The organism is Streptomyces peucetius (assembly GCF_025854275.1).
Lineage (GTDB): Bacteria > Actinomycetota > Actinomycetes > Streptomycetales > Streptomycetaceae > Streptomyces > Streptomyces peucetius_A.
Map to the genome: position 1 here is coordinate 5,412,704 of NZ_CP107567.1, position 12,337 is coordinate 5,425,040.

13 protein-coding genes are annotated in these 12,337 nt (G+C 69.4%); 9 read left to right on the forward strand and 4 right to left on the reverse strand.

Annotation, left to right across the window (positions count from 1 at the left end):
• Window positions 1-43 precede the first annotated feature (43 nt).
• From OGH68_RS25055 to OGH68_RS25090, 8 genes are all read left to right on the forward strand, one after another.
• The gene (locus OGH68_RS25055) at window positions 44-283 is read left to right on the forward strand and encodes an ATP synthase subunit C (protein ID WP_005311859.1); all 240 of its coding nucleotides are present in this window, start codon (window positions 44-46) and stop codon (window positions 281-283) included.
• Window positions 284-324: 41 nt separating this feature from the next.
• Window positions 325-879 carry a F0F1 ATP synthase subunit B gene (locus OGH68_RS25060; protein ID WP_264247214.1) on the forward strand — a complete coding sequence of 185 codons (555 nt, stop codon included), beginning with the start codon at window positions 325-327 and terminating at the stop codon, window positions 877-879.
• The gene (locus tag OGH68_RS25065) at window positions 876-1,691 is read left to right on the forward strand and encodes a F0F1 ATP synthase subunit delta (RefSeq protein ID WP_264247215.1); all 816 of its coding nucleotides are present in this window, start codon (window positions 876-878) and stop codon (window positions 1,689-1,691) included. The genes OGH68_RS25060 and OGH68_RS25065 overlap by 4 nt, the downstream gene beginning before the upstream one ends.
• A gap of 135 nt (window positions 1,692-1,826) precedes the next feature.
• Window positions 1,827-3,419, forward strand: a complete 1,593-nt coding sequence (atpA, locus tag OGH68_RS25070; protein WP_264247216.1) for a F0F1 ATP synthase subunit alpha — start codon at window positions 1,827-1,829, stop codon at window positions 3,417-3,419.
• 21 nt (window positions 3,420-3,440) lie between these two features.
• Entirely contained in the window at window positions 3,441-4,358 is a 918-nt protein-coding gene (locus OGH68_RS25075) for a F0F1 ATP synthase subunit gamma (RefSeq protein ID WP_264247217.1), read from the forward strand.
• Window positions 4,358-5,800, forward strand: coding sequence for a F0F1 ATP synthase subunit beta (gene atpD / locus OGH68_RS25080; protein ID WP_264247218.1), 1,443 nt, complete (start codon window positions 4,358-4,360; stop codon window positions 5,798-5,800). The genes OGH68_RS25075 and atpD overlap by 1 nt, the downstream gene beginning before the upstream one ends.
• Before the next feature lie 196 nt (window positions 5,801-5,996).
• Entirely contained in the window at window positions 5,997-6,371 is a 375-nt protein-coding gene (locus OGH68_RS25085; protein WP_264247219.1) for a F0F1 ATP synthase subunit epsilon, read from the forward strand.
• A gap of 133 nt (window positions 6,372-6,504) precedes the next feature.
• The gene (locus tag OGH68_RS25090; RefSeq protein WP_100109167.1) at window positions 6,505-6,951 is read left to right on the forward strand and encodes a DUF2550 domain-containing protein; all 447 of its coding nucleotides are present in this window, start codon (window positions 6,505-6,507) and stop codon (window positions 6,949-6,951) included.
• A gap of 104 nt (window positions 6,952-7,055) precedes the next feature.
• On the opposite strand, the gene OGH68_RS25095 is transcribed toward OGH68_RS25090, so the two are convergent.
• The 3 genes from OGH68_RS25095 to OGH68_RS25105 form a co-directional block, all read right to left on the reverse strand.
• Entirely contained in the window at window positions 7,056-8,822 is a 1,767-nt protein-coding gene (locus tag OGH68_RS25095) for a glycoside hydrolase family 18 chitinase (RefSeq protein WP_264250276.1), read from the reverse strand.
• Window positions 8,823-9,077: 255 nt separating this feature from the next.
• Window positions 9,078-9,761 carry a response regulator gene (locus tag OGH68_RS25100; protein ID WP_264247220.1) on the reverse strand — a complete coding sequence of 228 codons (684 nt, stop codon included), beginning with the start codon at window positions 9,759-9,761 and terminating at the stop codon, window positions 9,078-9,080.
• On the reverse strand, window positions 9,758-10,966 hold the full coding sequence (locus tag OGH68_RS25105) for a sensor histidine kinase (protein WP_264247221.1): 1,209 nt from the start codon (window positions 10,964-10,966) through the stop codon (window positions 9,758-9,760). The genes OGH68_RS25100 and OGH68_RS25105 overlap by 4 nt, the downstream gene beginning before the upstream one ends.
• 152 nt (window positions 10,967-11,118) lie before the next feature.
• Between OGH68_RS25105 and OGH68_RS25110 the strand changes: the two genes are divergently transcribed.
• The gene (locus OGH68_RS25110) at window positions 11,119-11,694 is read left to right on the forward strand and encodes a hypothetical protein (RefSeq protein WP_264247222.1); all 576 of its coding nucleotides are present in this window, start codon (window positions 11,119-11,121) and stop codon (window positions 11,692-11,694) included.
• Window positions 11,695-11,697: 3 nt separating this feature from the next.
• Here OGH68_RS25110 and OGH68_RS25115 read toward each other — a convergent pair whose 3' ends face one another.
• Window positions 11,698-12,270 (reverse strand): cob(I)yrinic acid a,c-diamide adenosyltransferase, encoded by a 573-nt coding sequence (locus OGH68_RS25115; RefSeq protein ID WP_264247223.1) that lies wholly within the window; start codon window positions 12,268-12,270, stop codon window positions 11,698-11,700.
• Window positions 12,271-12,337 lie beyond the last annotated feature (67 nt).

Sequence of the window (12,337 nt, forward strand, 5' to 3'; positions counted from 1 at the left end):
TGGCCAACCCCCACCGGTTCTTGAAAGAGAAGGAAGAACTGGCATGTCCCAGACTCTTGCCGCCGTCACCGGTGACCTCAAGGCCCTCGGCTCCATCGGCTACGGCCTCGCGGCCATCGGCCCCGGCGTCGGCGTCGGCATCATCTTCGGAAACGGCACCCAGGCTCTTGCCCGTCAGCCCGAGGCTGCCGGTCTGATCCGCGCCAACCAGATCCTCGGCTTCGCCTTCTGTGAGGCGCTCGCCCTCATCGGCCTGGTCATGCCGTTCGTCTACGGCTCCTGATCCTCGGACCAGTCCAGTAGAAACAGACGAAAGGCACTGATGTGAACCCCATGGTTCAGCTCGCGGCCGAGGGAGCGGAGAATCCGCTCATCCCGCCGATTCCCGAGCTCGTCATCGGCCTGATCGCCTTTGTCATCGTCTTCGGCTTCCTCGCCAAGAAGCTCCTCCCGAACATCAACAAGGTTCTGGAAGAGCGTCGCGAGGCGATCGAAGGCGGTATCGAGAAGGCCGATGCGGCCAAGACCGAGGCCGAGAGCGTCCTTGAGCAGTACAAGGCGCAGCTCGCCGAGGCCCGTCACGAGGCCGCGCGTCTCCGCCAGGAAGCCACCGAGCAGGGCACCGCGATCATCCAGGAGATGAAGGCGGAAGGCCAGCGGCAGCGTGAGGAGATCATCGCGGCCGGCCACGCCCAGATCGAGGCCGACCGCAAGGCCGCGGCCGCGGCGCTGCGTCAGGACGTGGGCAAGCTCGCCACCGACCTGGCCGGCAAGCTGGTCGGCGAGTCCCTCGAGGACCACGCCCGCCAGAGCCGCACCATCGACCGCTTCCTCGACTCGCTCGAGGACGGCGCTTCGAAGGCCGAGGCAACCCGATGAACGGAGCCAGCCGCGAGGCGCTGGCCGCCGCGCACGAGTCCCTCGACGCGCTGACCGACAACACGTCGGTCGACGCGGCGAAGCTCGCCGGCGAGCTGGCTGCCGTCACCGCGCTGCTCGACCGTGAGGTGTCGCTGCGTCGGGTCCTCACCGACCCGGCGCAGGCCGCCGAGGCCAAGGCCGAGCTGGCCGGACGCATCTTCGCAGGTCAGGTCGGCGGCGAGACCGCCGACCTGCTGAAGGGCATGGTCCGGTCCCGCTGGTCGCAGTCGCGCGACCTGGTCGACTCGCTCGAGGAGCTGGCGAACACCGCAGACCTCACCGCCGCGCAGCGGACCGGTGTGCTCGACAACGTCGAGGACGAGCTGTTCCGCTTCGGCCGGATCCTTTCGTCCAGCACCGAACTGCGGTCGGCACTGACCAACCGGTCGGCCCCGGCCTCCGCCAAGGGCGAGCTGCTGAGCAGCCTGCTGGGCGGCAAGGCCGATGCGGTCACCGAGCGTCTGGTCGTCCGTCTCGTCACGCACCCGCGGGGACGTAGCCTGGAGTCGGGACTCGAGTCCCTGTCCAAGCTCGCCGCGGAGCGGCGGGACCGGATGGTCGCCGTCGTCACCTCGGCGGTGCCGCTCACCGAGGCGCAGAAGCAGCGCCTCGGCGCGGGTCTGGCGCGGATCTACGGCCGTGACATGCACCTCAATCTCGAAGTGGACCCCACGGTCCTCGGCGGGGTCTCGGTGCGGGTCGGTGACGAGATCATCAACGGCACCGTCGCGGAGCGTCTCGACGAGGCGACCCGCCGGATGGCCGGCTGACGCGCGCAGCGCACGAACAGAACAGCAAGACCAGCGGCCCGGTTGGGCCGTGCAGAGATTGCAGAAGATTCCTGGGGGTCGGCCCCCAGACCCCCAAAGAAACTTCGGGCCCAACAAGGAGAGCAGGGAACCCAGATGGCGGAGCTCACGATCCGGCCGGAGGAGATCCGGGACGCGCTGGAGAACTATGTCCAGTCGTACCAGCCGGACGCGGCCTCGCGCGAGGAGGTCGGCACGGTCAGCCTGGCCGGCGACGGTATCGCGAAGGTCGAGGGTCTTCCCTCGGCCATGGCGAACGAGCTGCTGAAGTTCGAGGACGGCACCCTCGGTCTCGCCCTCAACCTCGAGGAGCGCGAGATCGGCGCGATCGTCCTCGGCGAGTTCAACGGTATCGAGGAGGGTCAGCCGGTCACCCGCACCGGTGAGGTCCTCTCGGTCGGTGTCGGCGAGGGCTACCTCGGCCGTGTCGTCGACCCGCTCGGCAACCCGATCGACGGACTCGGCGAGATCGCGACCGAGGGCCGCCGCGCCCTTGAGCTGCAGGCCCCGGGCGTCATGGCCCGTAAGTCGGTGCACGAGCCGATGCAGACCGGCTACAAGGCCGTCGACGCCATGGTGCCGATCGGCCGTGGCCAGCGTCAGCTGGTCATCGGCGACCGCCAGACCGGCAAGACCGCCCTGGCCGTCGACACGATCATCAACCAGCGTGACAACTGGCGTTCCGGCGACCCGAAGAAGCAGGTCCGCTGCATCTACGTCGCCATCGGCCAGAAGGGCTCGACCATCGCGTCCGTGCGCGGCGCCCTGGAAGAGGCCGGCGCGCTCGAGTACACGACGATCGTCGCCGCCCCGGCGTCCGACCCGGCAGGCTTCAAGTACCTCGCCCCGTACACCGGCTCGGCCATCGGCCAGCACTGGATGTACGACGGCAAGCACGTCCTCATCATCTTCGACGACCTCTCGAAGCAGGCCGACGCCTACCGCGCCGTGTCCCTGCTGCTGCGCCGCCCGCCGGGCCGTGAGGCCTACCCGGGTGACGTCTTCTACCTGCACTCGCGTCTGCTGGAGCGCTGCGCCAAGCTCTCCGACGACATGGGCGCCGGTTCGATGACGGGTCTGCCGATCGTCGAGACCAAGGCGAACGACGTGTCGGCGTTCATCCCGACCAACGTCATCTCCATCACCGACGGCCAGTGCTTCCTGGAGTCCGACCTGTTCAACGCCGGTCAGCGTCCGGCTCTGAACGTCGGTATCTCGGTCTCCCGTGTGGGTGGTTCCGCCCAGCACAAGGCCATGAAGCAGGTCTCCGGCCGTCTGCGCGTGGACCTCGCCCAGTACCGCGAGCTGGAGGCGTTCGCCGCCTTCGGTTCCGACCTGGACGCGGCCTCCAAGGCTCAGATGGAGCGCGGCAAGCGCATGGTCGAGCTGCTGAAGCAGGGCCAGTACCAGCCGATGCCCGTCGAGGAGCAGGTCGTCTCCGTCTGGGCCGGTACCACCGGCAAGATGGACGACGTCCCGGTCGCCGACATCCGTCGCTTCGAGGCCGAGCTGCTGGAGTACCTGCGCCGTGAGCGCAAGGACCTCCTGACCAGCATCGCCGAGGGCGGCAAGATGTCGGACGACACCCTCCAGTCCGTCGCTGACGCCATCGCCGCGTTCAAGAAGCAGTTCGAGACCTCGGACGGCAAGCTTCTGGGCGAGGACGCTCCGGTCAGCACCGCCAAGTAGACGACGGAAGGGACCTGACTCATGGGAGCCCAGCTCCGGGTCTACAAGCGTCGCATCAAATCCGTCACCGCGACCAAGAAGATCACCAAGGCGATGGAGATGATCGCCGCCTCGCGCATCGTCAAGGCGCAGCGCCAGGTGGCGGCCTCCACGCCGTACGCGACCGAGCTCACCCGTGCGGTGACCGCGGTGGCGACGGGGTCGACGACGAACCACGCCCTGACCACCGAGGCGGAGAACCCGACCCGGGCCGCGATCCTGCTCATCACGAGCGACCGCGGTCTGGCCGGCGGCTACTCCGCCAACGCCCTCAAGGCGGCGGAGCAGCTCACCGAGCGGCTCCGCGGCGAGGGCAAGGAGATCGACGCCTACATCGTCGGTCGCAAGGGCGTGTCGTACTACGGCTTCCGTGAGCGCAAGGTCACGGAGTCGTGGACGGGCTTCACCGACAACCCGACGTACGCGGACGCCAAGATGGTCGCGGCCCCGCTGATCGCGGCGATCGAGAAGGACACGGCCGAGGGTGGTGTGGACGAGCTCCACATCGTCTTCACCGAGTTCGTCTCGATGCTGACGCAGACGCCGGTGGCGAACCGGCTGCTGCCCCTCAGCCTCGAGCAGGCTGAGGAGGAGACGGCGAAGAAGGGCGAGATCCTTCCGCTGTTCGACTTCGAGCCGTCGGCCGAGGACGTCCTCGACGCCCTTCTGCCGCGCTACGTCGAGAGCCGGATCTACAACGCGCTGCTCCAGGCGGCTGCCTCCAAGCACGCCGCCACCCGCCGCGCGATGAAGTCGGCGACCGACAACGCCGGAGAGCTCATCAAGAGTCTCGGCCGGCTTGCCAACGCGGCCCGCCAGGCCGAAATCACCCAGGAAATCAGCGAGATCGTCGGTGGCGCCAGCGCCCTGGCCGACGCGACCGCGGGGAGTGACAAGTAATGACGACGACAGTTGAGACGGCCGCTGCCACGGGCCGCGTCGCCCGGGTCATCGGCCCGGTCGTCGACGTGGAGTTCCCCGTCGACGCGATGCCGGAGATCTACAACGCGCTGACCGTCCAGGTCGCCGACCCGGCCGAGGACGGCGCGCTCAAGACGCTGACCCTCGAGGTCGCCCAGCACCTGGGTGACGGCGTGGTCCGCGCGATCTCGATGCAGCCCACCGACGGTCTGGTCCGCCAGGCCCCGGTGACCGACACGGGCAACGGCATCACCGTTCCCGTCGGTGACTTCACCAAGGGCAAGGTGTTCAACACCCTCGGTGAGGTGCTGAACGTCCCCGAGGAGAACGGCAACGCCACGGAGCGCTGGCCGATCCACCGCAAGGCCCCGAGCTTCGACCAGCTCGAGTCCAAGACCGAGATGTTCGAGACCGGCGTCAAGGTCATCGACCTTCTCACCCCGTACGTCAAGGGTGGAAAGATCGGTCTGTTCGGTGGTGCCGGTGTCGGCAAGACCGTGCTGATCCAGGAAATGATCTACCGCGTCGCCAACCTCCACGAGGGTGTTTCGGTGTTCGCGGGCGTCGGTGAGCGTACCCGTGAGGGCAACGACCTCATCGAGGAGATGTCGGAGTCGGGCGTCATCGACAAGACCGCCCTGGTCTTCGGTCAGATGGACGAGCCCCCGGGCACCCGTCTCCGTGTCGCCCTGGCCGGTCTGACCATGGCGGAGTACTTCCGCGATGTTCAGAAGCAGGACGTGCTCTTCTTCATCGACAACATCTTCCGGTACACCCAGGCCGGCTCCGAGGTGTCCACCCTGCTCGGCCGTATGCCGTCCGCGGTGGGTTACCAGCCGAACCTGGCCGACGAGATGGGTCTGCTGCAGGAGCGCATCACCTCGACGCGTGGTCACTCGATCACCTCGATGCAGGCGATCTACGTCCCCGCGGACGACCTGACCGACCCGGCCCCGGCCACCACCTTCGCCCACCTCGACGCGACGACGGTTCTCTCCCGTCCGATCTCCGAGAAGGGCATCTACCCGGCCGTGGACCCGCTGGACTCCACGTCCCGGATCCTGGACCCGCGCTACATCACGCAGGAGCACTACGACGCCGCCACGCGCGTCAAGGGGATCCTGCAGAAGTACAAGGACCTCCAGGACATCATCGCGATTCTCGGTATCGACGAGCTGGGCGAGGAGGACAAGCTGGTTGTCCACCGTGCCCGTCGCGTGGAGCGCTTCCTGTCCCAGAACACCCACGTCGCCAAGCAGTTCACCGGCGTGGACGGCTCGGACGTGCCGCTCGACGAGTCGATCGCCGCGTTCAACGCGATCTGCGACGGTGAGTACGACCACTTCCCCGAGCAGGCGTTCTTCATGTGCGGTGGCATCGAGGACCTCAAGGCCAACGCCAAGGAGCTCGGCGTCTCCTGAGTCGGCCGACTCAGCTGTTGGGGGCGGGCACGTCCCGCCCCCTTCGGCACGCATCTCGCTGCACCCCTGGGGGACCGATCCCCCGACCCCGGTCGTGTGCCGGGGGCGGGCCGGGACGCTTCGGTGTCCCGAGCCCTATTAGACTTATGACCCAACACCCGGCATGACCGCCGGGTGGTGACCCGAGGAGCCAACCTTGGCTGCTGAGCTGCACGTCGAGCTGGTCGCCGCGGACCGCAGTGTCTGGTCCGGCGAGGCCACCCTGGTCGTCGCGCGCACCACGTCCGGCGACATCGGCGTCATGCCCGGTCACCAGCCGCTGCTCGGTGTGCTGGAGTCGGGCCCGGTGAACATCCGTACGAGTGAGGGTGGAACTGTCGTCGCCGCGGTGCACGGCGGATTCATCTCCTTCGCGGACAACAAGCTGTCGCTGCTGGCGGAGATCGCCGAGCTGGCGGACGAGATCGATGTCCAGCGCGCCGAGCGTGCGCTGGAGCGCGCCAAGTCGGACACGGATGCCGCCGCCGAGCGGCGCGCCGACGTCCGTCTGCGTGCGGTGGCGGTGCGCTAGTCGCGCCGACTCCGCGGATAGGTTTGTCCCTCAGCCGCGGCCGGCCCGGATCTCCTCCGGGCCGTGCCGCGGCTGAGGCGATGCGGGTGCACGTGGTATTCGGTTACTAGGCGATGCGAGGAGGTCGGTGGAGATGTTCCTCGCTCTGCTTGTGAGCGGTTGCGTTGTCGCGCTTGTGGTGGTCGGACTGTTCGTCTTCGGACTGCGCAGGAGACTGATCCAGCGGTCCGGCGGCACCTTCGACTGCAGCCTCCGCTGGAACATCCGGGAGGGCCAGGACGCTTCCGGCAAGGGCTGGGTGTACGGCGTCGCGCGCTACAGCGGTGACCGGGTCGAGTGGTTCCGGATCTTCTCGTACGCTCCCCGTCCCCGCCGGGTTCTGGAGCGCTCGGCGATCGAGGTGCTGGCCCGCCGTACGCCCGAGGGCGAGGAGGAGCTGGCGCTGCTGTCCGACGCGGTCGTACTGGCCTGTCTGCACCGCGGGACGCGTCTGGAGCTGGCGATGAGCGAGGACGCGCTGACCGGTTTCCTCGCCTGGCTGGAGGCGGCACCGCCCGGCCAACGAGTCAATGTGGCGTGACGTTTCCACCGAGTCGGGTGATTTTGCGTCCCACCGTATGAGCGTGCACGACGAAGCCCGGGAGAGGTGACGCTCCCGGGCTTCGTCGTCAGTGGGGCCCCGGCTTATCCGAGGCCGCTGTTGATCGCGCCGACCAGCTCTCCGTTCGACGTGTCACCGCTGAACTCCCAGAAGAACGCGCCTCCCAGTCCCTGGTTGTTCGCCCAGCGCATCTTGGAGGTGACGGTCGCCGGGGTGTCGTAGCTCCACCAGTTGGTGCCGCAGTGCGCGTACGCGGTACCCGCGATCGTCCCGGTGGCCGGGCAGCTGTTCTTGAGGACCTTGTAGTCCTCGATGCCCGCCTCGTACGTCCCCTGAGCGGGTCCGGTCGCCGTGCCGCCCGGGGCGGACTGGGTCACACCGGTCCACCCGCGCCCGTAGAAGCCGATGCCGAGCAGCAGCTTCTTGGCCGGTACGCCCTTCGCCTTGAACTTCGCGATCGCCTCGGCCGAGTTGAAGCCGGCCTGCGGGATGCCCGAGTACGAGGTGAGCGGGGAGTGCGGGGCCGTCGGACCGTTCTTGGCCCAGGCGCCGAAGAAGTCGTACGTCATCACGTTGTACCAGTCGATGTACTGCGCGGCGCCGCCGTAGTCGGCCGCGTCGATCTTGCCGCCGGACGAGGCGTCGGCGGTGACCGCCGCGGTGACCAGGTTGTTCGTGCCGAACTTGGCGCGCATGGCCTGCATCATGTTCTTGAAGGCCGCCGGGCCGGACGTGTCGCAGCTCAGACCGCAGGCGTTCGGGTACTCCCAGTCCAGGTCGATGCCGTCGAAGACATCGGCCCAGCGGGGGTCCTCGACGAGGTCGTAGCAGGACTGGGCGAAGGCGGCCGGGTTCTGCACGGCCTGGCCGAAGCCGCCGGACCAGGTCCAGCCGCCGAACGACCACAGCACCTTGATGTGCGGGTACTTCGCCTTGAGCTTGCGCAGCTGGTTGAAGTTGCCGCGCAGCGGCTGGTCCCAGGTGTCGGCGACGCCGTCGACGCTCTGGTCCGCGGTGTAGGCCTTGTCGTAGTCGGCGTAGGCGTCACCGATGGTGCACTTGCCGCCGCTGACGTTGCCGAAGGCGTAGTTGATGTGCGTGATCTTCGCCGCCGAGCCGGAGGTCACCAGGTTCTTCACGTGGTAGTTGCGCCCGTAGACGCCCCAGTTGGTGAAGTAGCCCAGCTTGACCTTGTCGCCCGGGCCGGGGCCCGGGTCGCCACCGCCGCCGGTCGTACGGACCGCGACGGCGCCGCTGACCGGTCCGGTCTGGTCGGCGGTGTCACGGGCCTGGACGGTGTACGAGTAGTCGGTGCCGGCGGTCAGGCCCGTGTTGGTGTACGTGGTGCCGGTGACCGTGGCGACCTTGGCGCCGTCGCGCAGGACGTCGTAGTTCTTGACGCCGTTGTCGTCGGTGGCCGCGCCCCAGCTGAGCTTCACCGAGGTGTCGGTGACGTCCGAGGCTGTGGGGGTGCCGGGGGCGGAGGGCGGGTTGTCGCCCGGAACGCTGCCGCCGTCGCAGGAGGCGCCGTTGAGCTTGCAGCCGGACGGCGAGCCGGAGCCGCTGCCGTTGAAGCCGAAGGAGACGGAGGCGCCCGGGGACAGGGTGCCGTTCCAGCCGACGTTCTTGGCGGTCCAGTGGTCGCCGGAGTTGGTGACGGTGGCGTCCCAGGCGGAGGTGACCTTGGTGCCGGAGGGGAAGTCCCACTCGACGGTCCAGGAGCTGATCGTCGTGGTGCCGGTGTTCTTCACCGTCCACTTGCCTTCGAAACCGGTGCCCCAGTCGGAGGTCTTGACGTAGTCGGCGGTGGCCGAGGTGGCCGCCTCGGCGGGCGAGGCGAGGCCCACCATCGCGGCGAAGGGGAGGAGCAACGCGGTCAGGCCGGCGGTTGCTCTCGCTGGCAATCTCGGTCTCGTGCGGGGGGTTTGTGGCGCTTGAGTGCTCAAGGATGCTCCTCGAGTTGAGTGCGGACATGTCAGGGGTGGTCCGTGCACTGGCGCATGCCGCGTGGCTCGTCGCGGCGTGCTCGGTGGAGATTAGGGTGGTCTGGACCAATCGTCAATAGGTCCAGACCAAGGAGGTCGCCCCTGTTGCCCGTTGCGGCGTCAGACCCCCAACTCCTGCGCCAGCACCGCCGCTTGCACCCTGCTCCGCAGCTCCAGCTTCCCCAGCAGCCTGCTGACGTGGGTCTTGACCGTGGCCTCCGCCATCGACAGCCGCCCCGCGATCTCCGCGTTCGACAGCCCCTCCCCGAGGCACGACAGGACCTCCCGCTCCCGCCGCGTCAGCACCTCCAGCACCGCGCGGTCCGAAGCGCCCGCGGACCGTACGGTCCGGGGTGCGGCGAACTCCGCGATCAGCCGCCGGGTGACGGCCGGGGCGATCAAGCCCTCGCCGCGTGCCACCGTCCGCACCGCCCGCAGCAGATCGCCCGCGTCGGTGTTCTTCAGCAGAAAGCCGGCCGCCCCCGCCCGCAGCGCCCCGAAGACGTACTCGTCCAGATCGAAGGTCGTCAGCACCAGCACGTCGGCCAGCTCCTCCGTGACCACCTGCCGGGTCGCGGACACCCCGTCCAGCCGGGGCATCTGCACATCCATCAGGACCACCTCCGGGCGCAGCTCCCTGGCGAGGCGCACCGCCTCCTCGCCGTCCGCGGCCTCTGCGACCACCTCGATGTCCGCGGCGCTGCGCAGGATCAGTACGAGTCCCGCCCGTACCGCGCTCTGGTCCTCCGCGACCAGCACCCGGATCCGGGGGGTGTCCTGCGCGGCATCCGCTTCCACGGTCATGCGGAAGGCTCCTTGTCGTCGTCCGCCACGGGCAGCACCGCCCGCACGCGCCAGATCTTCGCGTGCCCGCCCGCCGGGTCAGGGGCGGGGCCCGCCTCGAACCTTCCGTCCAGCAGCGCCACCCGTTCCTCCATGCCCACCAGCCCGGCCCCCGACCCCGGCGCCCGGGGCCCCGGCCGCCGCCCGAACGGGCTGGTCACCGTCACCCGCAGCGCGCCGCCCGCCCCGCCGGACACCTCGACACGCACGTCGCCGGCCTCCGCGTGCTTGATCGCGTTGGTCAGCGACTCCTGCACGACGCGGTAAGCCGCGAGCTCCACCGGAGCGGGCAGCCGCGTCCCCGTGTCCCGTTCGTCGTGCAGCACGAACGTCAGGCCGCTCGCCGCGCCGTTGGTACCGGCCTGCGCCACCAGGGCGTCGAGGCCCGCCAGGGTGGGCGCGGCGGCCGGCTCCACGTCGCCGCTGCGCTCGCGCAGCAGCCCGATCAGCCTGCGCATCTCGGCCAGCCCCTCGACGCTGTTCTCCCGGATCACCGTCAGCGCCTGTTTCGTGGTCGACGCGTCGTCGATGGAGAGCGCGGCCGTCGAGTGGATGGCGATCGCCGACAGGTGGCCCGCCACCAGGTCGTGCAACTCGCGGGCCATCCGGGCGCGCTCCGCCGCGATCGCCTGCGTCCGGTCCATCTCCGCGAGCAGCGCGGTCTGCTCGGCCCGCAGCCGGGCGGCGTTCGCCGCCTCCCGGTGGTTGCGCACGATCGCCCCGGTGGTCGCGGGGCCGAACGAGACCAGCCCGGTGACGACACCGATCAGCAGGGCGACGGGCTCCCGCAGCCACGCCAGGAACCCGATCGTCACCGCGAGGGTGATCATGCCGGTGGTGACGGGGATCCGGCGGGCGGAGGCCGGAGTGCCGTACACCACCGCCGCGTACACGAGGTCGGCGAACATCAGGACGGTCGCGATGTTGCCGGGGGTGAACGGGTCGAGCACGATCGCGGCGGTGCCGACGGCCAGGGCCGTGCGGGGCATGGTCCGGCGCAGCGGCTCCAGCCCTGCCACCACCACCAGCGGCACCAGCGTCACCCAGGACGGCAGCGGCGCCCGGAGTCCGTTGGTGTGGAGCCCGAGCGCCCAGAGCAGGAGACCGCCGAGCAGACCGGTGACCCCGAGCAGCACGTCGTCACGGTGGGGGCGGGGGAAGCTCACCCGTCCATCAAACACGGCGCCGCTGCCGCCGGGCGTCCGCGCGCGGGGTGAGCCCGCAGTACATCGAAAGATGCAGTCCCGGTTCGTCACCGCCGACGACGAATCCGCGCCCGCCGGCCGACACGCTTGAACCGTACGAAGGGAGAGCTGTCGTGATCGTCACGCTGATCGTGATCTGTGAGATCGGCTTCTGGGTGCTGCTGGCAGCGGGCCTCGCCGTCCGCTACCTGCTGAAGATGCCCCGCACAGGGGCCGCGCTGCTGCTGTGCGAACCGCTGCTGGAGGTTCTGCTCCTGGTGGTCACGGCGATCGACCTCAAGAACGGCGCGGACCCGAGCTGGAAGCACGGCCTGGCCGCGATCTACATCGGTTACACGGCCGGCCACGGCCACCGCACCGTCGAGTGGCTCGACGGCCACGCCGCCCACCGCCTGGCCGGCGGCCCGCCCCCGCAGAAGCCGCCGCGCCACGGCATGGCCCGCGCCCGGCACGAGGGCAGCATCTGGCTGGGCACGCTGGTGGCCGCGGCGGTCGCGACCGGACTGCTCCAGATCGCGATCTGGTACGTGGGCGACGCGGGGCAGACGGAGTCGCTGCGGAGCTGGATGTACGGGGCCTGGCGTGCGGCCGGCATCCACGGCGTGATCGCGCTCAGCTACGCGATCTGGCCGAAGAAGGCCCCGGCCGGCACGTCGGACCGCGAACCGGTCCGCGTCGGGCGTCCCTAGCGGCTAGCGCTCGCCGCCGGGCACCCACAGCACGTCCCCGACCTCCTTGTTCGCCACCCTGGCCAGGATGAACAGCAGGTCGGAGAGGCGGTTGAGGTATGTCGCGGTCAGCGGGTTCATCGTCTCGCCGTGCACCTCCATGGCTGCCCAGGTCGACCGCTCCGCCCGCCGCACGACGGTGCACGCCTGGTGCAGCAGCGCGGCGCCCGGGGTGCCGCCTGGAAGGATGAAGCTCCGCAGCTTCTCCAGCTGCTCCAGGAAGCGGTCGCAGTCGGCCTCCAGCTTGTCGATGTAGTTCTGCTCGACCCGCAGGGGCGGGTACTCCGGGTTCTTCACGACCGGTGTGGAGAGGTCCGCGCCCACGTCGAACAGGTCGTTCTGCACGCGGACGAGGACCTTCACGACCTCCTCGTCCAGCTGCCCCAGCGCGATCGCCGTGCCGATGACCGCGTTGGCCTCGTTGGCATCGGCGTACGCGGAGATCCGCAGGTCGGTCTTGGCGGTGCGGCTCATGTCGCCGAGGGCGGTGGTGCCCTGGTCGCCGGTACGGGTGTAGATACGCGTCAGATTGACCATGTGGCCAGCCTAGTTACGCTCCGGCCCGGCCGGAGACACCTGTGCCGGCCGTCACGGCCCGTGCCGC